The organism is Paraburkholderia ginsengisoli NBRC 100965, assembly GCF_000739735.1.
GTDB lineage: Bacteria > Pseudomonadota > Gammaproteobacteria > Burkholderiales > Burkholderiaceae > Paraburkholderia > Paraburkholderia ginsengisoli.
This window is the reverse complement of record NZ_BBJF01000026.1, coordinates 39,280-57,336: the sequence shown is the minus strand read 5'-3', so window position 1 is coordinate 57,336 and position 18,057 is coordinate 39,280. Positions and strand designations below refer to the sequence as shown.

The window sequence follows — 18,057 nt, the reverse complement described above, 5'->3', positions numbered from 1 at the left end:
CGGCGCAGGCATGCAATCTCGACTCACGTTTCGTGTGGCAGGAGACGCAGACAATGCAGCCACAGTCACAAATCCTCACCCACCTCTCTATCATCTGCACATCGCCTGGCCGGCGTATCGAGGCGTCAACTCGCGCAAATCGAGTCACTCAAGCAGTTGCCGCCAAGCGGCATTCGCAACTGTGAGACTTTCGATAACGCCGCGCCAAAAGTCCCCATATGACGTTCCTGTGACCATCCCGTTTCAATCGCCTGAACGTAAGCCCCTGATTAATAAACACGAAAACTATCGGGTTAACCTTCTTTCGACCGGCCGCGATATGCTCAGGCATTTCGTTCCAATTCGATCCGCGCGGCACTGAAACCTGGAATCGTGGCGCGTTCGTCGGGATTCAATCTCAGCCGGTAATGACCGGGTGCCGGTCCGACACGGGAAGCAAATGCTGAACGACCTATGAAATCTGATCTGCTATTGCAAACCTACGGTGCCGATTCGTCCGGCATGGTGTGCGGCTTCCGCTTTTCTTCGACCCGCGCGGAGCAGCTGATAGACGCGGACCAGGTCGTCGAATGGCTGCGTGAACAGGAAGCGCGCGATGACGCGACCGAGGCGAGCGAGTTTCTCTGGCTGCATTTCAATCTGGCGCATAGCGCAAGCGAACGCTGGATGAGAGCGCAACTCGATTTGCCCGAGGCGTTCTTCGATGCGTTGCGCGAGGGTTCTCACTCGACGCGTATCGAACATGCGGACGGCGCCCTACGCGCGGTCGTTAATGACGTCATGTTCAATCTCGAGTTCATCCCCTCCGAGATCGCAACGTTATGGATCTACGCGAATCAGCGAATCATTGTCACTGCGCGCCTCAAGCCGCTACGTTCAGTGGACCGCCTGCGTGCATCGGTCAGAGAAGGAGAAATATTCAGGTCACCTGCGGAATTACTCGTCCACCTGATGCGTGACCAGGCTGACTTGCTGGTGCAGATCGTTCGGCGCACCAGCGCCGATGTCGACCGGATCGAGGACCGGTTCCTTTCGCAACGGCCGACACAGAACCGGCTCGACCTCGGCGCAATGCGTCGTATGCTGACGCGGTTGCAGCGCATGCTCGCGCCGGAGCCTGGCGCAATCTTCCGTTTGCTGGCAAGGCCGCCGCGTTGGCTTCAACAGGAAGATGTCCAGGATCTGCGTGAATCGACGGAAGAGTTCTCCGTTGTTCTCTCCGATGTGGCCGGATTGATCGAACGCGTCAGGCTATTGCAGGAGGAAATCATCTCCCGCCTGGAGGAGCAGAACAACCGTACGCTGTTCACGCTGACCTTGGTGACGGTGCTGGCGATGCCGATCAATATCGTTGCGGGCTTCTTCGGCATGAACGTGGGCGGCATTCCGCTCGCCGAAAATCGTCACGGCTTCTGGGTGATGGTGCTGCTGGTGGCCGGCTTCACGGGGCTAGCCGGATGGTGGGCATTTCGCCGACGCAAGGAACGGTAGAAGCGCGGGTCGTTGGGACAGTCAATTCAGGCGATCCGGCACGGAGCCAGCGTAGGAAGCGGCAATCGGAAGCTCGATGCAGACGCACATGCTGCGTAGAGCAACGAATAACTCCGCTAACGAACACGCCGCCGGCAGGTTAATGCCAACGGCGCCCCATGTCCGCCGGAACAGGAAATCGCTTTATCTTGCGGACCGCGTTTCTACCACGACTTCACGCGTATTCCGCTGGAACTCGATTCCGGAAGCCACCCCGTCCCGACCACTAAACGCACCTAATTACCAACAGTCTTATTCAAGCGCGGAAGCCGGCCCAAAGAACTCATAACGGCTTTGCGACTCCGGCACGCCGATCGCCTTGAGATGCTTCTTCACGGCCTTCATGAACGCTGTCGGCCCGAGGAAATAGACGTCGACATCCCGCGTTACCGGCAGCCATTCGGCAAGTCGAGTCTCGTCGAGATAGCCGATGCCGTGCGCGTCGGCATCGCCCGCCCGACGTTGCTCGTAGCAATAGAAGCGCTTCAGTTGCGGATAGCGCGCGGCCATTGCTTCAATTGCGTCGCGGAACGCATGAACACCGCCATGACGCGCAGAATGGATGAAGTGCACCGGACGATCGGTGTCCAGCGCGGCTTGCAGCATTGCCAGCGTCGGCGTGATGCCGACGCCGCCGCTGATCAGCACCAGCGGCTTGTCGGTATGTTCGAGCCTGAAGTCGCCGGCCGGCGCGAACAGTTCCACCGCGTCATTCTCGTCGATGCGCGTATGCAGATAGTTCGACACCTTGCCATTCGGTTCGCGCTTCACGCTAATGCGGTACTCCCGCCCATTCGCCCTTGCGGAGAGCGAATAATTGCGGCGCACTTCTTCTCCATCAATTACCAGTCGCACACCGATGTACTGCCCAGGATGAAACGCGAGCAACTCGCCGCCGTCGTCAGGACGCAGATAGAACGACGTGATCTCATCGCTCTCACGCACTTTGCGCGCGACCCGGAACAGACGCGTGCCGCGCCATCCACCCGGCGCCGCTTCGCGTCCGGCGTAGATCTGTTCTTCGAGCCCGATCAGCAGATCGGCGAGTTGCTGATAGGCCGCGCCCCATGCTTCGATAACCGCGTCGGTGGCGATTGCTTCACCGAGTACTTCGCGGATGGAGCGCAGCAGACACTGCCCGACAATCGGATAGTGCTCCGGCAGAATATTCAGCGACGCGTGCTTGTTGATGATCTGCGAGACCAGGCCACCCAGTTGATCGAGTTGATCGATATGATGTGCGTACATCAGCACGCCGTTGGCCAACGCGCGAGGCTGCGCGCCGCTTGCCTGATTGGCCTGATTGAACAGCGGGCGCACTTCCGGATGTTCGTCCAGCATGATGTTGTAGAAGTGCGTGGTCAGTGCCTCGCCTCCGCTTTCGAGAAGAGGAACGGTTGCTTTGACAATGGCGCGGTGGTCGGCGGAAAGCATAGAAGTCCTTTGGTGATGAGTGATTGAACTGGCCTGCTCAAGACGGGACTTACTATCCATGTTCTGTGCCAGGTATAAAATGCAGTCAAATCAAAGATCTGGATACGAATATGGTCGATTCGACCCTGGTCAAAAAGACTCCTGAAGGAGTCAATCTGACTGCGAAAGCGCTACTCGACGCCCTGACGCCGCTGATCCTCGATCTGTCGCGCGAACTCTCCGACCGTGAGCGTTATCGCCGCCTGCTCAGCAGTCTGCGCACGCTGTTTCCGGGCGACGCTGCCGCTCTGTTGCGCATCGAAGGCGACACGCTGGTGCCGCTCGCGATCGACGGTTTGAGTAGCGATACGTTGGGGCGACGCTTTCGGATCAGCGAACATCCGCGCTTCGAGCAACTGCTGTCACGGCCCGAGCCGACCCGCTTCGCGGCCGACTCCGAATTGCCCGACCCTTATGACGGCCTCGTGCAAGGCATGGCCGGGCACCTCGAAGTCCATGACTGCCTTGGTTGTCCGCTCTTTATTCGCGGCCGGCCGTGGGGCCTGCTCACACTCGACGCATTGGACCCGGCGCGCTTCGACGCGATCGACATGGCCTCGCTGCGGGCGTTCCTCGGGCTTGCCGCCGCGACGGTGAGTGTCGTCGAGCGAATCGACACACTGGCTCGCAGCGGAGAAGAGGCGCGTCTTCGCGCCGAAGCGTACCGGCAGGCGAGCAGTCAGAGCCGGCGTGAGATGATCGGCAGCAGCGACGCGCATTTCCACATGATCAAGGAGATCGAGGTCGTCGCCGCGAGCGATCTGACCGTGCTGATCACCGGCGAGACCGGCGTCGGCAAGGAACTGGTGGCGAATGCGATTCATGCGTTGTCGCCGCGGGCGAATAAGCCGCTAGTGAGCCTGAACTGCGCGGCGTTGCCGGACACGCTGGTCGAAAGTGAACTGTTCGGGCACGTGCGCGGCGCGTTCTCGGGCGCGTCGTCGGATCGGCGCGGCAAATTCGAACTCGCTGACGGCGGTACGATTTTCCTCGACGAAGTGGGAGAGCTGCCGCTAACCGTGCAGGCAAAACTCTTGCGAGTGCTTCAGAACGGCCAGTTGCAGCGAATTGGTTCGGACCACGAACATAAAGTCGACGTGCGGCTGATCACGGCGACGAATCGCGATCTCGCGGAAGAGGTGCGAGCGGGCCGGTTTCGCGCGGACTTCTATCATCGTCTGAGTGTCTATCCGTTGCGCGTGCCTCCCCTGCGCGAACGAGGCCGCGACGTGCTGCTGCTGGCGGGCTTTTTCCTCGAAGAGAATCGCTCGCGGCTGGGTCTGCTGAGTCTGCGGCTCGCGGCGGACGCGCAGGCCGCGTTATTGCGCTATCCGTGGCCGGGCAATGTGCGCGAACTCGAGCATCTGATTGGCCGCAGTGCGCTCAAGGCGCTCGCAGCGAATCGTGAGCATCGCCGTATTCTCACGCTGAGCGCGGCGGACTTTGCGCTGTCCGACACGCCGGGCGAAGAAAAGAGTCAGGCATCCGCCGACACGCAGACGAGCGAGCCGAAGGATTTTCGCAGCGCAGTGACGGAGTTCGAGCGTTCCGTCGTGCTCGACGCGCTCGCACGCAACAAGCAGAATTGGGCGGCGGTTGCGCGTGAACTCGGGCTCGACCGGGCGAATCTGAATCGTCTGGCCAGGCGGCTTGGGCTTAAATGAGCCGCGGTGGTCGATGACGAGAGCGCATCGACGGCGACCTGACGTCAACGGAACACCTTCACCGCTTTTCCCCACACCCTTTAACCCCCCGAACGCAGGTCAGTAAAACTACCAGGTTAAGCCACGCCGAATCCCCACTTCGCTGAAAACAAATTGTGAGCGCCGCGCGGCTCGAACACACTGGCATCCAGTCGAGCGGCGCATTCACGCGTCGCGCAGCACAGGGGATAGGGACCATGACATTGGCTGGACCGGAGCCGCACAAGATCAGCGACATTGCGCGTCACTGGGCGGCGGCCACGCCCGACGCAATTGCGATCCGTGAAGAGGGCGCGCAGTTGAGCTTTGGACGTCTGTGGCAGAACGTCGAAGCGGCATCGCGATTCCTGCGCGAGCAGGGCGTCGACAGCGGCGACCGTGTGATGATCGTCGCGGAAAACTGCACGGCGGTTATCACGCTGCTGTTCGCGCTGTCGGAGCTGGGCGCGTGGCCTGCGATCGTCAACGCGCGCCTGTCCGAGCGCGAGATCGAGGCGATCCGCGAACACTGCACGCCGCGTCTGATGATCTTCACGCACTCGGCTTCACCCGATGCGGTACGTCACGGTGTGCGCTATCGCGCCCGCGAAATCGCACCGGAAGGGCTGGGGCCATTGATGCTCGGCGCGCATGACGCCACGGCGATACCTGAGCCGGAAGCACTGGCGCGTGAGGTGGCGTTGTTGATCTACACGTCGGGCACGACCGGTAAGCCGAAGGGCGTGATGGCCACGCATCGCGGCTTGCTGCATTTCGCACGCGTCTCGGCGAGTTCGCGCAACATGACGCCCGCCGATTGCGCGTACGCGGTCATGCCGATGTCGCACATCTTCGGCCTCGCCACATTGCTGCTGGCGACTTTCCAGGCCGGCGCGAGCCTGTTGCTCGCCGCGCGCTTCAGCGCGGAAGAAGTACTCGCCGCGCTCGCCGCCGACGAAATCTCGATCCTGCAAGGCGTGCCCACCATGTTCACGCGCATCGTCGCGCAAGTGCGCGAGCAGGGCGGTTTGCGCTTCACGTCGAAGCTGCGCTATCTGTACACCGGCGGTGGTCCGCTCGACCCGACCTTGAAGAAGGATGTCGAGGCGCTGTTCGGTCAGCCGCTGCATCACGGCTACGGGATGACCGAATACGCGGGCTCGCTGTTCATCACGCGTATGGAGCGGCCGCGCCAGGATTGCTCGTCGGGCGAGATCGTCGAGGGTGCGGAACTGCGCATCGTCGATGCCGAGCACAACGACGTCGAGCGCGGCACACCGGGTGAGTTGTGGGTGCGCGGCCCCGGCGTCATGCGCGGCTACTACCGCGCGCCGGAGCAAACCGCTGAGGCCTTGCGCCCCGGCGGCTGGCTGAACACCGGCGACATCGGCCGCCTCGGCGACGACGGCGCGCTATTCATCGTCGGCCGCACCAAGGACCTGATCATTCGCTCCGGCTTCAACGTCTATCCGATCGAAGTCGAGTCGGTCATCAACACACACGAGTCGATCAGGCAATCGGCCGTCGTGGGCCGTGCGACCAGCGACGGCAATGAGGAAGTGATTGCGTTCGTAGAACTGAAGGAAGACGCCGAGTTCGACGTCGAAGAACTGCAGGACTACCTGGCCGACCGGCTATCCGCATACAAGCGGCCCGCGCGCATCGTCCGCATCGATGCGATTCCGACCACCGCGAGCGGCAAGCTGCTCAAGCAGAAACTACGGGCGCTCGCCGGAGAATTGCAGGCGCACTAAAAGCGCACGAGCACGCCATGCCGCCGCGCCGCGCGGCATGGCGTGCTCATCGCCAACCACGGCGGCGGGAGCAGCACCTCGAAAACAGGCCAATCAAGGCTACGGAGGAGACATGAAGCAGTTCGCGTTGCGCGGCCGGATGGCCGCGAGCTTTCTCGCCAGTGCAAGCCTGTTCGCCGGCGTGTGCGCCGGGGCAAACGCTGCCGAATGGCGCGTCGGCGTCGAGTTGCCGCTGACCGGTTCGCTCGCGCAGGCCGGCACCGAAATGTATCGTGGCATCCAGGTCGCCGCCGATGTCTACAATCGCCGCAATCCGCAAAACAAGGTCACGCTGGTTGCGATCGACGACGAATCGAATCCGGCCAAGGCCGTTGCCGCCGTCGAGAAGCTCGCGTCACAAAACGTGCTCGCAATAGCAGGCGCGGCCAATTCCAATTGCGCGGGTCCGGCGTCCGAAGCGGCGAGCAAGGCCGGCATCGTCTACATGACTTCAGGCGGCACCAGTGACGACATGGTGCGCCGCGGCCTGAAGAACTTCTTTCGCGTCAGCAACACGCCCGGTTATACCAAGGGCATGCTCGGCCTGTTCCAGCAACTCGGCGTGAAGTCGGTGTCGATCGTCTACTCGACGAAGGACGCGACGAGCGACCTCGCCCAGCAACTCGACAACGCGCTCAAGGCCAAAGGCATGACGACCACGCTGCACGCGTTCGACCCGTCGATGACCGACTTCAAGCCGATCGTCAACAAGGTCAAGCTGCAGGACAAGTCGGACGCGATGGCGATGATCGGCTACGAGAACGACTACGTCGGCATTCTGCGCGCCGCGAAAGTGCTCAAGCCGAACCTGAAGGCGATCGCCGCGCCGTGGGCGTTCGCGAGCCCGAAGATGGCCGCTTCGTTTCCCGATCTGGTGCCGAACGTGTACGGCGCGACCGTGCTCGCTTCCCCGGCGGACTATCGCTCGGCTGATCAGCGCGAGTTCTCCGATACCTACAAACGGCTCTTCAACAGCGATTCGAACTATCAGTCGCAGACGTCGTTCGCTTACGCGCAGTTGCTGTTCGAAGCGATTGCCCGCGCGCAGAAGGCCGGCACGCTCGACAAAGGCGGCCTCGCGGATAGTCTGCGTCAGAGTGCCGGCGATGGGACCTTCCTCGGCAAGGTCAGCTTCGACGCGCGCGGCGACAACCCCGGCTACGTCGCGCACATGGGCCAGTTCGCCCACGACGGCAAGCTCGCCGTGGTGTGGCCCGCCGACTACGCGACCGCCAAACCCGTCTATCCAGGTGTGCCGTGGTAAGCCGCGCGCCGTCCAACACGCCATCACGAAAGAGGTAATGCAGCGATGATCCGCGATCAGGAAACCATGAACGTTCTGCTCGACAACGTTGCGCGCTTCGTGCGCGAGCGGCTCGTGCCGAACGAAGAGCGCGTCGCCGAAACCGACGAGATTCCCGCCGATATCGTCGACGACATGAAGGCGCTCGGCCTCTTCGGGCTGACGATTCCCGAGCAATACGGCGGCCTCGATCTGACGATGGAGGAAGAAGTGCTCGTCATGTTCGAACTCGGCAAGACCTCGCCCGCGTTTCGCTCGATCATCGGCACGACGGTCGGCATCGGCTCGCAAGGCATCGTGATCGATGGCACTGACGAGCAGAAAGCGAAGTGGCTGCCGAAGCTCGCGAGCGGCGCGACGATTGCGAGCTTTGCATTGACGGAGCCGGAATCGGGCTCGGACGCCGCGTCGCTGAAAACGCGCGCTGTGCGTGATGGCGATCACTACGTGGTGAACGGCACGAAGCGCTTCATCACCAACGCACCGCAAGCCGGCATTTTTACGCTGATGGCGCGCACCAATCCCGACGAGCCGCGTGCGAGCGGTATTAGCGCATTCATTGTCGAAGCGGACACGCCGGGTATCAGCTTCGGTAAGCGCGACCGCAAGATGGGTCAGAAAGGCGCGCATACCTGCGATGTGATCTTCGAGAACTGCCGCGTGCCGGCGCACAACGTGATCGGCGGCAAGGAAGGCGTCGGCTTCAAGACGGCGATGAAGGTACTCGACAAAGGCCGCATTCATATCGCGGCGATCTGCGTGGGCGTCGCGCAGCGCGTGCTCGACGATGCGTTGCGCTACGCGATGGAACGCAAGCAGTTCGGCCAGCCGATCGCCGAATTTCAGCTAATTCAGGCGATGCTCGCCGACAGTCAGACGGAGCTGTACGCGGCGCGCTGCATGGTGCTCGACGCGGCGCGCAAACGCGATGCCGGCGAGAACGTCAGCACCGAGGCATCGTGCGCGAAACTGTTCGCGTCGGAAATGTGCGGACGGGTCGCAGATCGCGCTGTGCAGATTCATGGCGGCGCGGGTTATATGGCCGACTACGGCGTTGAGCGTTTCTATCGCGACGTGAGGTTGTTTCGGATTTACGAAGGCACCAGCCAGATTCAGCAGATCGTGATCGCACGCAACATGATGCGGGCCGCGGCGCGGTAACGAAGCAAGCCACGCACAAAAAAGACAATGGAGACACGCATGAAACGCAGCACTGCCGCGCCACTGGCCGCATCGATCAAAACCGTCGCCGCCATCTCAACGCTCGCGCTCGCAGCGTGGGCACAAGCCGCCGAGTTGCCGGTCGGCGTGGAATTGCCGCTGACCGGCGGCATGGCGCGCGCCGGCAACGCGCAGCTCGAAGGCATCAAGGTCGCCGCCGACGTGTTCAACCAACGCAACGGCAAGCACACGGTCAAGCTCACGATTGTCGACGACGAAGCGCAGCCGGCCAAAGCCGTGTCGGCAGTGGAGAAGCTCGCGTCGCAAGGCGTGCTGGCGATTACCGGCGGCTACGGTTCCAATTCGGTGAGCCCCGCATCCGAAGCGGCCGACAAGGCCGGGCTCGTGTACATCACGTCGGGCGGCGTGGATAGCGCGATGACCTCGCGCGGACTGAAGAACTTCTTTCGCGTGGGCCCCGCGTCCGGCTATTCGAAAGCGATGGTCGGCTTGCTGACCGACATGAACGTGAAGTCCGTTTCGATCGTCTCGTCGACCAAGCAGGCGACCACCGATCTTTCCAAAGATGTGTCCGCCGCCCTCACCGCGAAAGGCGTCAAGGTCACGGTGCACGAGTTCGATCCGGCGATGACCGACTTCAAGCCGATCGTCAACAAGATCAAGCTGCAGGACAAGCCCGACGTGATGGTGATGATGGGCTACGAAAACGACTACATCGGCATTCTGCGCGCGGCCAAAGTGCTCAAGCCGCCATTGAAGGCTGTGGTCGGCTGCTGGTCGCTCGCCACGCCGAAGATGGTGAGCGAGTTTCCGGACCTCGTGAACAACACGGTCGGCAATGCGATGCTGCCGCATCCGGTGCAATTCGCGTCGCCGGAAGGCAAGGCATTCGTCGCCGCTTATCAGAAGGCCTATAGCAAGGACCCGGACTATCTTGCCGAGTTCTCCTATGTGCAGTCGATGGTGCTGTTCCAGGCGCTCGCGAGTGCGGCCGACAAAGGCACACTGAAGAAAGGCGGCGTGGCCACTGAACTGCGCGCGCAACCGTTCGACACACTGATCGGGACCGTGCGTTTCGACAGCAAGGGCGACAACCCCGCGTTCCTGAACAACATGGCGCAGATTCAGGACGGCAAGGTGGTCGTGATCTGGCCGAAGGACAAGGCCACCGGCAAGCTCAACTATCCGGCGCAGCCGTGGTGACGCCGCATTCGCAACGCGCCCCGCGTTTGCTCACCTCCATGCCGACCGAGGAGTTGTCATGACCGATCTGATCCTGCAATCGCTTTACTCCGGCGTGCTGGTCGGCGGCGCCTATGCGCTCGTCGCGCTCGGCCTCGCGCTGGTGTTCGGCGCGATGCGCATCATCAATCTTGCGCACGGCGAACTGGTGCTGCTGTCCGCGTATATCGCGTATTCGTTCGAAACGCGCCTCGGCATCAATCCGGTGTTCGCCATTCCGGCCGCGATTCCGGTGGTGTGCGCGGCGGCCGGCGCGGCATGGTTTCTGGTCAGCAAGATTGCGCGCGATCGCGAACTGAACTCGCTGATTCTCACCTACGGGCTCGGCATCATCCTGACTAACGGCGTGCTGCTGATCTGGGGCGCCGACGTACGCTCCACCAATTCCGCGTGGCTACAGGACAGCGTGATGCTCGGCAACGTGCTGAGCATGCGCAGTGAACTGCTGTCGTTCGGGATCAGCGTCGTGCTGATGGGCGCATTGTGGTGGTGGCTTTCGCACTCGTGGTATGGCCGCGCGGTGCGCGCCATTTCCAGCAATCGCGACGCCGCGCGGCTGATGGGCATCAATCCGAAAAAGACCGAACTCGTGTCGTTTCTCGTGGCCGGCGTGCTGGCATCGTGCGCGGGCGTGGCGATGTACGCGAGCAGCGCGATCCAGCCTTCGATCGGCGAGGCGATGACGGTGAAGGCGTTCATCATCACCGTGCTTGCGGGTGTCGGTTCGATTCCGGGCGTGCTGCTCGGCGCAATGCTGCTCGGCATCACCGAGGCGCTGACCGTCACGCTGTATAGCTCGGCGTTGCAGGAACTGGCGGGCATGCTGCTGTTTCTGCTGGTGCTGTATGTGCTGCCGAACGGTCTGTTCGGCGTTGCCTGGAGAAGAGGATGACCCGCAATCTCTCGCTAGCCGTGCTCGTGCTGGCGCTGTATTTCGGCGTGCCGTTCGCGCTCGGCCATGATCTGTATCTGATGAGTCTCGCGGTTGCCTCGCTGACGATTGCCGGCGTCGCGCTGGCCTGGGCGCTGCTCGGCAATCTCGGCGGCATGGTGAGCTTTGGGCATAGCGCGTTCTTCGGCGTCGGCTCGTATATCTCGGCGTTGCTGACGCTCAAGGCCGGTTGGCCCGTGTTCCCCGCGATGCTGGCGGGCGGTGCCGGCGCAGTGGTCGCGTCGCTCGCGATGCTGCCCGCGCTGCGCCTGAAGGGCCCCTATTTCGCGCTGGCGATTCTCGCGTATGCGCAGATCTTCCGCATTCTCGCGACGCAGTTCTCTGGTCTCACCGGTGGTTCGAGCGGCCTGTCGAGCATTCCCAGCCTGCCGAAAGTGGCGGGCTTCGACTTCGGCTCGAAGACCGGCGGTTACCTGGTGATCCTCACGCTCGTGCTGGCGTTCGCGCTTGCGTATCACTTCCTGCGGCGCAGCTACATCGGTCTCGCGTTGCGGGCGATGCACGAATCGGAAGACGCGACGCGCGTAGTCGGCGTGAACAGCGTGATGCTCAAGCTCTCCATGCTGATGCTATCCGCGCTGATGACGGGTCTTGTCGGCGCATTCAACGCGCACTACATCAACTTCCTCGAACCGGACTACGCATTCAATTCGTCGTGGGCGGTGGTGCCGATCATCGCCGCGATCTTCGGCGGCTATCGGACCATCTTCGGACCATTGGCCGGCGCGGTCGTCGTGTATCTGGTCGATCAGTTGATCCTGAAGAACTTGCTGCCCACCGGGCATCAGATCGTGCTCGGCATGCTGCTGGTGGCGATGATCATCGTCAGTCCTGGCGGGCTTACAGCGATGGCGTTTAAAAAGCCCAAGCGAGGTGCGTATGCAGCAAGCTGAACTGCAACTGCGCAACGTGACGATCCGCTTTGGCGGCATCACGGCGGTCAACGACGTGTCGATGGAAGTCGGCAAGAACGATCTCGTCGGTCTTGTCGGTCCGAACGGCGCGGGCAAGACCACGCTCTTCAATGCGATCTCGGGGCTCGTGCGGCCGACGCAAGGCTCGATCAGCTTCGAAGGCGCGGATATGCTGAAGACGTCGCTGCATCGCCGCGCGCGGTTCGGCATCGGCCGCACGTTCCAGGTGCCGCAGCCGATGCATGAGTTGACGGTGCGCGAGAATCTGATCGTCGCGCAACGCTTCGGCGCGGGACAGGTGGACCACGCGCGCATCGACGAGATTCTTTCGTTTCTCGATCTGAGCGGCAAAGCGGAACGCAACGCGGCCACCGAGCTTGCGTTGACCGAACTGAAGGCGCTCGAAGTCGCGAAGGCGCTCGCGACAGCGCCGAAACTGCTGCTGCTCGACGAAGTACTCGGTGGACTAGAAACCGCCAGCAAGCGCCGCTTCATGAAAACGTTGATGGACGTGCACGAGCGTTATCAGGTCGGAATCCTGATCATCGAGCACGACATCGAAACCGTGATGAATCTATGCCGTCGCGTGTGCGTGCTGAACTTCGGCCAATTGATCGCCGATGGTCCGCCCGCCGAAGTATTCCGCGATCCGGCGGTGGTGAAGAGCTATACCGGAGAGGTGATCGATGCTTGAAATGAACGCGGTGCGAGCCGGCTATGGTGCGATCAACGTGCTGTGGGACGTGTCGCTGAACGTGGCGCGAGGCGAAGTGACGACGATCGTCGGGCCGAACGGCGCGGGCAAGACCACGCTGCTGCGCGCGATCATGGGCTTGCTGCCGCTGCAGCGCGGACAGATCGTCTATGACGGCGCGTCATTGGCTGGCGTGCCGACGTGGGATTTGCCGGAGCGCGGCATTGCGATGGTGCCGGAAGGACGGATGATTTTCCGCGACATGTCGATCGAAGAGAACCTGATGCTCGGCGCGTTTCCCAAAGCGCGCCGCGGCGCCGCGAAGACTCAGCTCGAAGAAGTGTTCGCGCTGTTTCCGTTGCTCAAGGAGCGTCGTGCGTTGCCGGCGGGCACGTTATCCGGCGGACAGGCGCAGATGCTGGCGCTCGGGCGCGGGCTGATGTCGTCGCCGCAATTGATGTTGATCGACGAGCCGTCGCTCGGGCTCGCGCCGGTCGTGGTGCAGGAAGTGTTCGAGATTCTCGCGCGTCTGAAGGCCGAGGGGCGCACCATCGTGCTCGTGGAGCAGAACACCAATATGGCGCTGCGGGTGGCCGATCAGGTGTATCTGATGCAGGGCGGCAAGGTCACGCTGTCCGCGCGCGCGGCCGAGGTCGACGTGGACACGCTGCACGACATGTATTTCGCGCGCTGAAAGAAGCGCTCATTCGGAAGCGTCTATTCGAGGCGGCCGATTCCATCGGCCACCAGCAGGTCGACCAGCTTGCGGGCGAACAGCGGCAGCGCCTGACGATCGGCGACGCAGATTTGCAGCTTGCGCACCGCCCATTCGTCGGTGAGCGGAATGATGCGCAGCGCCATGGTTTGTGCGTGGCGTCGCGCAGTGCCTTCGGGCAGTACGCCGATGCCGATGTTCGCTTCGATCATCCGGCATGCGGCTTCGAAGTTGCTCACCTGAATGCGCCAGCGCATCGCGCGTTGCAAGTCCGCCGATGCGCGCTTGAGGAAGCCGTAGATCGCACTCGCTTCGGGCGGTCCGATGAAATCGTAGTCGAGCGTCGCGGCGAAATCGATCTTCTTGTGCTGCGCAAGTGGATGACTCAATGCCGTCGCGAGCACCAGGCGATCGCGACGGTAAGGCATCACCTCGAGTCCCTCGGTGCGCACGTTGCCCGCAACGATACCGATATCGATCGTGCCTTCCTGCACCGCTTTGACGATGTCCGGGCTCAGACGCTCGTGCATATCGACGTACACATCGGGATGATTCACGAGATACGTGCGCAATACCGCCGGCAGAAACTCGCTCATCGCAGTGGTGTTCGCGAACACGCGAACGTGACCCTTCACGCCTTGCGCGTACTCCTGCAGATCGCCGGTGAGTTTTTCGAGTTGCTGGAACACGCGCCGTGCGTGCAGCAGCAGTGTTTCGCCCGGCGCGGTTAGCGTGACGCCCTGGCTCGTGCGACTCAGCAGCTTCACCTTCACCTGCTCTTCGAGATTCTTGATCCGCGTGCTCGCCGCCGGCAACGACAGGTGTGCCCGTTCCGCACCGCGAGTCAGGCTGCTTGCTTCCGCGATGTGAATGAAGAGCTTGAGATCGACGAGATCGAAATGCATGGAGATGTCCGTTGGAGGGCAAGCCCATTATTGCGCCGTCGCGCGCTTTGCGACATTAGGCGAAGTACGGGTTAATGCTAGCCGAATTGGGGTTTCGGCATATCCAAATTGTCCTCGCGCGAACGATGCGTCAAGCTGCATCGAAACATGAGACAGCGAGGAGCGACACGCATGACGACGCAACAGATGATGGCGGGCAAGGTGGTGATCGTAACCGGCGCGGGCGGCGGCATCGGCCGCGATATCGCGCTGCTGATGGCGCGTGAGGGCGCACAGGTGGTGGTCAACGATATCGGCGCGACGCTCGAAGGCGAAGGCCGCAATGCGGGGCCGGCACAAAGCGTGGTCGACGAAATCGCGGCGTTCGGCGGCCGCGCGACCAGCAACACCGATAGCGTCGCCGATGCGCAAGGCGCGGAGCATATCGTGCAGAACGCTCTGGACGTATTCGGTCGCGTGGATTGCGTCGTGAACAACGCAGGCATTCTGCGCGACCGCTTCTTTCACAAGATGAGCAGCGACGAATGGGACGCGGTGCTCAAGGTGCATCTGTACGGCACGTACAACGTATCGCGCGCCGCGGCCACGCATTTCAAGGAACAGGGATCGGGCGCGTTCGTGCACATGACGTCGACGTCGGGGCTGATCGGCAATCTCGCGCAGGCCAACTACAGCGCGGCGAAACTCGGCATTGCGGGCCTGTCCAAATCGATTGCGCTCGACTTGCAGAAGTTCGGTGTGCGTTCCAACTGCATCGCGCCGTTCGCGTGGAGCCGCATGATCAGTTCGATCAAGGTCGATTCGGCGGAGCAGGAAGCGCGCGTCGCCAAGATCAAGCAGATGACGCCTGCGAAGATCGCGCCGCTCGCGGTCTACCTCGCGAGCGATACGGCGCGCGACGTGAATGGCCAGATTTTCGCGGTGCGCAACAACGAAATTTTCGTGATGAGCCAGCCGCGCCCGGTGCGTTCCGTGCATCGCGGCGAAGGCTGGACGCCCGCGAGCATCGCTGAGCATGGGATGCCGGCGCTGCGCTCTGCGTTCCACTCGCTCGACGTATCCGCCGACATCTTCAGTTGGGACCCGGTGTGAGCATGCGCGATGCGCTCGAACTCGACGCGGCGCAGTTCGAATTCGCACGCTATGTGCGGCCCGGCGATACGGTGTGTTGGGGGCAAGGCGGCGCCGAGCCTTGCACGCTGACCGAAGCACTGACCGCGCAACGGCACTCGATTGGCGGACGCTTCAGGGTGTTCGTCGGCGCATCATGGTCGTCTACGCTACAACCGCAGCACGCGGACGTGATCGACATGAGCGCGTATTGCGGCTCGGGGACGAATCGGCAACTGGCCGCCGCGGGCGTGCTCGATATCGTGCCCGCACACTACTCGGCGTTCGAGCGCACGTTGACTAGCGGCCCGTTCAAAGTCGACGTGCTGTTGCTGCAAGTTGCACCGGCCGATGCCGACGGCCATTACAGCCTCTCCATCGCGCACGAGTATCTTCTGCCGTTGATCGACTCGGCGCGCGTTGTGATCGCCGAAGTGAATCACGCGGCGCCCTGGACTTACGGCGAGCGTGCGCTACGCAAGGTGGATTTCGACGCACTGATTCACACCGACCGTGCGCCGCTCGACGCGCCGCGCGCGATGCCGGGCGAGATCGAAGCCCGTATCGCGCAGCACGTGGCGGCATTGGTCGAAGACGGCGCCACGCTGCAACTTGGCCTCGGTGCATTGCCGGAAACGATCCTCGCGCATCTCGCCGACCGTCGCGATCTCGGCATTCATAGCGGCACGATCGGCGACGCGGTCGCAAGCCTGATGGCGCGCGGCGTCATCACCAATGCGAAGAAGCGCAACGATCGCGGCGTGACCGTCGCGGGGACGATGATGGGCAGCCGCAAGATCTACGGTTTCGCGCATCGCAACTCCGCCGTGCAATTTCGCTCGACCGCCTATACGCACGATATCGACGTGCTGGCCGCGATCGACCGCTTTGCCGCGATCAACTCGGCGATCGAAGTGGACCTCACCGGGCAGGTCAATGCCGAAGTGGCCAACGGCCAGTACCTCGGGTCAGTGGGCGGTGCTGTCGACTTTCTGCGCGGCGCGGCCCGTTCGCGCGGCGGTTTGCCAATCGTCGCATTGCCCGCGCGTTCGCGGTATGGCAGCCGCATCGTCGCGCGACTCTCGGGGCCGGTGAGTACGCCGCGCAGCGACGTGGGCCTCGTCGTCACCGAATACGGCGTGGCCGATCTGCGCGGGCTTTCACTCGCACAACGCGTGCGGCGCATGCTCGACATCGCGCCGCCCGAAGCGCGCGACGCGCTCGCCGCCGCTTCGCATGATTGCGCGCATGGCCTGCGTGGCGTGCCGCGCGAAGCCCTCCCCTCATGACACTCCAACGCACAAGGACATTCCAGATGAAACGAGCAGCGATCGTCGCACCGGTTCGCACGCCGGTCGGTACGTTCGGCGGCAGCCTGCGGCCGGTTCCCGTCGAAGCCCTCGCGGCCTCCGCGATTCGCGCGACGCTCGCGAAGAGCGGTATCGATCCGGCGCGTATCGAAGACGTCGTGTTCGCGCAGTCGTATGCGAACAGCGAGACGCCGTGCGTCGGCCGCTGGGCCGCGCTCGAAGCGGGATTGCCGGTGCACGTGCCCGGCATGCAGCTCGACCGGCGCTGCGGCGGCGGCCTTCAGGCGATCGTCACGGCCGCGATGATGGTGCAAAGCGGCGCAGCGGATGCGGTGATTGCGGGCGGCGTCGAAAGCATGAGCAACATCGAGTACTACAGCACCGACATGCGCTGGGGTTCGCGCGCGGGCTCGGTGAAACTGCACGACCGGCTCGATCGCGGCCGCGAGCGTTCGCAGCCGGAAGCGCGCTTCGGCTACATCTCCGGAATGATCGAGACGGCCGAGAACCTCGCGAAGCAGTACGGCATCACGCGCGAAGCAGCGGACGCGTATGCACTGCGCAGCCATCAGCGCGCGAAGGCCGCATGGGAGTCGGGCAAGTTCGCCGACGAAGTCGTGTCCGTCCAGGTGCCGCAACGCAAGGGCGACTCGCTGAGTTTTTCGCGCGACGAAGGCGTGCGTGGCGACGCGACGCTCGAATCGCTCGCGAAACTGCGGCCCTTGCTGAAGGACGGCACCGTGACCGCCGGCAATGCGAGTCAGCAGAACGACGCGGCGGCGGCATGTCTGATCGTCGCGGAAGACAAGCTCGAAGAACTGGGTCTCACGCCGATCGGTTACCTGGTCGGCTGGGCCGCCACTGGTTGCGAGCCGGCGACGATGGGCATCGGCCCCGTGCCCGCCGTGCAGAAGCTGTTCCAGAAGACCGGCCTCACGTTCGATCAACTCGACCTGGTCGAACTGAACGAAGCGTTCGCCTGCCAGGTGCTGGCCGTGCTGAAGGGCTGGGGCTGGCACGACGAGTCGCGGCTGAACGTGAACGGCTCAGGTATTTCGCTGGGGCATCCGATCGGCGCAACCGGTGTGCGGATCATGACGACGCTACTGCATGAGTTGCAGCGGCGCAAAGGCCGCTATGGGCTGGAGACGATGTGCATCGGTGGCGGGCAGGGCATCGCGGCGGTGTTCGAACGGGCCTGAGCGCTTGCGCATCCAGCGCGCAGTCACAACACGCAATCAAAACAGAACAG

The 18,057-nt window shown here is 62.8% G+C and carries 15 protein-coding genes; 13 read left to right on the top strand and 2 right to left on the bottom strand.

What is annotated here, in order from left to right:
- Positions 1-453: 453 nt before the first annotated feature.
- Complete coding sequence (locus BGI01S_RS27635; protein WP_042329584.1) at positions 454-1,491, top strand: transporter; 1,038 nt, start codon at positions 454-456, stop codon at positions 1,489-1,491.
- A gap of 291 nt (positions 1,492-1,782) precedes the next feature.
- Here BGI01S_RS27635 and hmpA read toward each other — a convergent pair whose 3' ends face one another.
- On the bottom strand, positions 1,783-2,964 hold the full coding sequence (hmpA, locus tag BGI01S_RS27630) for an NO-inducible flavohemoprotein (protein WP_042329583.1): 1,182 nt from the start codon (positions 2,962-2,964) through the stop codon (positions 1,783-1,785).
- A 110-nt stretch (positions 2,965-3,074) separates the two neighbouring features.
- Between hmpA and norR the strand changes: the two genes are divergently transcribed.
- The 9 genes from norR to BGI01S_RS27585 all read left to right on the top strand — a co-directional run bounded on the left by norR (position 3,075) and on the right by BGI01S_RS27585 (position 13,459).
- On the top strand, positions 3,075-4,667 hold the full coding sequence (gene norR / locus BGI01S_RS27625) for a nitric oxide reductase transcriptional regulator NorR (RefSeq protein ID WP_042329582.1): 1,593 nt from the start codon (positions 3,075-3,077) through the stop codon (positions 4,665-4,667).
- 236 nt (positions 4,668-4,903) lie between these two features.
- Positions 4,904-6,439, top strand: coding sequence for a class I adenylate-forming enzyme family protein (locus BGI01S_RS27620; RefSeq protein WP_042329581.1), 1,536 nt, complete (start codon positions 4,904-4,906; stop codon positions 6,437-6,439).
- Positions 6,440-6,551: 112 nt separating this feature from the next.
- Positions 6,552-7,742 carry an ABC transporter substrate-binding protein gene (locus tag BGI01S_RS27615; RefSeq protein ID WP_042329580.1) on the top strand — a complete coding sequence of 397 codons (1,191 nt, stop codon included), beginning with the start codon at positions 6,552-6,554 and terminating at the stop codon, positions 7,740-7,742.
- Positions 7,743-7,787: 45 nt separating this feature from the next.
- The gene (locus BGI01S_RS27610; RefSeq protein ID WP_042329579.1) at positions 7,788-8,942 is read left to right on the top strand and encodes an acyl-CoA dehydrogenase family protein; all 1,155 of its coding nucleotides are present in this window, start codon (positions 7,788-7,790) and stop codon (positions 8,940-8,942) included.
- A gap of 39 nt (positions 8,943-8,981) precedes the next feature.
- Positions 8,982-10,166 carry an ABC transporter substrate-binding protein gene (locus BGI01S_RS27605; RefSeq protein WP_052400532.1) on the top strand — a complete coding sequence of 395 codons (1,185 nt, stop codon included), beginning with the start codon at positions 8,982-8,984 and terminating at the stop codon, positions 10,164-10,166.
- 58 nt (positions 10,167-10,224) lie between these two features.
- The gene (locus BGI01S_RS27600) at positions 10,225-11,097 is read left to right on the top strand and encodes a branched-chain amino acid ABC transporter permease (protein ID WP_042329578.1); all 873 of its coding nucleotides are present in this window, start codon (positions 10,225-10,227) and stop codon (positions 11,095-11,097) included.
- Positions 11,094-12,050 (top strand): branched-chain amino acid ABC transporter permease, encoded by a 957-nt coding sequence (locus BGI01S_RS27595; protein WP_042329577.1) that lies wholly within the window; start codon positions 11,094-11,096, stop codon positions 12,048-12,050. The genes BGI01S_RS27600 and BGI01S_RS27595 overlap by 4 nt, the downstream gene beginning before the upstream one ends.
- A complete protein-coding gene (locus tag BGI01S_RS27590; RefSeq protein ID WP_042329576.1) occupies positions 12,037-12,765 on the top strand; it encodes an ABC transporter ATP-binding protein in 729 nt (242 codons plus the stop codon). Before BGI01S_RS27595 ends, BGI01S_RS27590 begins: the two co-directional genes overlap by 14 nt.
- The gene (locus BGI01S_RS27585) at positions 12,758-13,459 is read left to right on the top strand and encodes an ABC transporter ATP-binding protein (RefSeq protein WP_042329575.1); all 702 of its coding nucleotides are present in this window, start codon (positions 12,758-12,760) and stop codon (positions 13,457-13,459) included. The genes BGI01S_RS27590 and BGI01S_RS27585 overlap by 8 nt, the downstream gene beginning before the upstream one ends.
- A 23-nt stretch (positions 13,460-13,482) precedes the next feature.
- On the opposite strand, the gene BGI01S_RS27580 is transcribed toward BGI01S_RS27585, so the two are convergent.
- Positions 13,483-14,385 (bottom strand): LysR substrate-binding domain-containing protein, encoded by a 903-nt coding sequence (locus tag BGI01S_RS27580; RefSeq protein ID WP_042329574.1) that lies wholly within the window; start codon positions 14,383-14,385, stop codon positions 13,483-13,485.
- 186 nt (positions 14,386-14,571) lie between these two features.
- Here BGI01S_RS27580 and BGI01S_RS27575 point away from each other — a divergent pair, with 186 nt between their 5' ends.
- Genes BGI01S_RS27575 through BGI01S_RS27565 form a run of 3 tightly spaced genes read left to right on the top strand, consistent with a single transcriptional unit; the run spans position 14,572 to position 18,007 of the window.
- Complete coding sequence (locus BGI01S_RS27575) at positions 14,572-15,477, top strand: SDR family NAD(P)-dependent oxidoreductase (protein ID WP_042329589.1); 906 nt, start codon at positions 14,572-14,574, stop codon at positions 15,475-15,477.
- Positions 15,478-15,479: 2 nt separating this feature from the next.
- Positions 15,480-16,784, top strand: a complete 1,305-nt coding sequence (locus BGI01S_RS27570; RefSeq protein WP_042329573.1) for an acetyl-CoA hydrolase/transferase family protein — start codon at positions 15,480-15,482, stop codon at positions 16,782-16,784.
- A 26-nt stretch (positions 16,785-16,810) separates the two neighbouring features.
- Positions 16,811-18,007, top strand: a complete 1,197-nt coding sequence (locus BGI01S_RS27565) for an acetyl-CoA C-acetyltransferase (protein WP_042329572.1) — start codon at positions 16,811-16,813, stop codon at positions 18,005-18,007.
- Positions 18,008-18,057: the final 50 nt, after the last annotated feature.

Excerpts from the sequence above, each read along its gene's own strand:
- BGI01S_RS27635 (WP_042329584.1), top strand. The coding sequence starts at position 454 with ATGAAATCTGATCTGCTATTGCAAACCTACGGTGCCGATTCGTCCGGC.
- BGI01S_RS27585 (WP_042329575.1), top strand. The coding sequence starts at position 12,758 with ATGCTTGAAATGAACGCGGTGCGAGCCGGCTATGGTGCGATCAACGTG.
- BGI01S_RS27595 (WP_042329577.1), top strand. The coding sequence starts at position 11,094 with ATGACCCGCAATCTCTCGCTAGCCGTGCTCGTGCTGGCGCTGTATTTC.
- norR (WP_042329582.1), top strand. The coding sequence starts at position 3,075 with ATGGTCGATTCGACCCTGGTCAAAAAGACTCCTGAAGGAGTCAATCTG.
- BGI01S_RS27580 (WP_042329574.1), bottom strand. The coding sequence starts at position 14,385 with ATGCATTTCGATCTCGTCGATCTCAAGCTCTTCATTCACATCGCGGAA.
- BGI01S_RS27590 (WP_042329576.1), top strand. The coding sequence starts at position 12,037 with ATGCAGCAAGCTGAACTGCAACTGCGCAACGTGACGATCCGCTTTGGC.
- BGI01S_RS27610 (WP_042329579.1), top strand. The coding sequence starts at position 7,788 with ATGATCCGCGATCAGGAAACCATGAACGTTCTGCTCGACAACGTTGCG.
- BGI01S_RS27600 (WP_042329578.1), top strand. The coding sequence starts at position 10,225 with ATGACCGATCTGATCCTGCAATCGCTTTACTCCGGCGTGCTGGTCGGC.
- BGI01S_RS27565 (WP_042329572.1), top strand. The coding sequence starts at position 16,811 with ATGAAACGAGCAGCGATCGTCGCACCGGTTCGCACGCCGGTCGGTACG.
- BGI01S_RS27605 (WP_052400532.1), top strand. The coding sequence starts at position 8,982 with ATGAAACGCAGCACTGCCGCGCCACTGGCCGCATCGATCAAAACCGTC.
- BGI01S_RS27620 (WP_042329581.1), top strand. The coding sequence starts at position 4,904 with ATGACATTGGCTGGACCGGAGCCGCACAAGATCAGCGACATTGCGCGT.
- BGI01S_RS27575 (WP_042329589.1), top strand. The coding sequence starts at position 14,572 with ATGATGGCGGGCAAGGTGGTGATCGTAACCGGCGCGGGCGGCGGCATC.
- BGI01S_RS27615 (WP_042329580.1), top strand. The coding sequence starts at position 6,552 with ATGAAGCAGTTCGCGTTGCGCGGCCGGATGGCCGCGAGCTTTCTCGCC.
- BGI01S_RS27570 (WP_042329573.1), top strand. The coding sequence starts at position 15,480 with ATGCGCGATGCGCTCGAACTCGACGCGGCGCAGTTCGAATTCGCACGC.
- hmpA (WP_042329583.1), bottom strand. The coding sequence starts at position 2,964 with ATGCTTTCCGCCGACCACCGCGCCATTGTCAAAGCAACCGTTCCTCTT.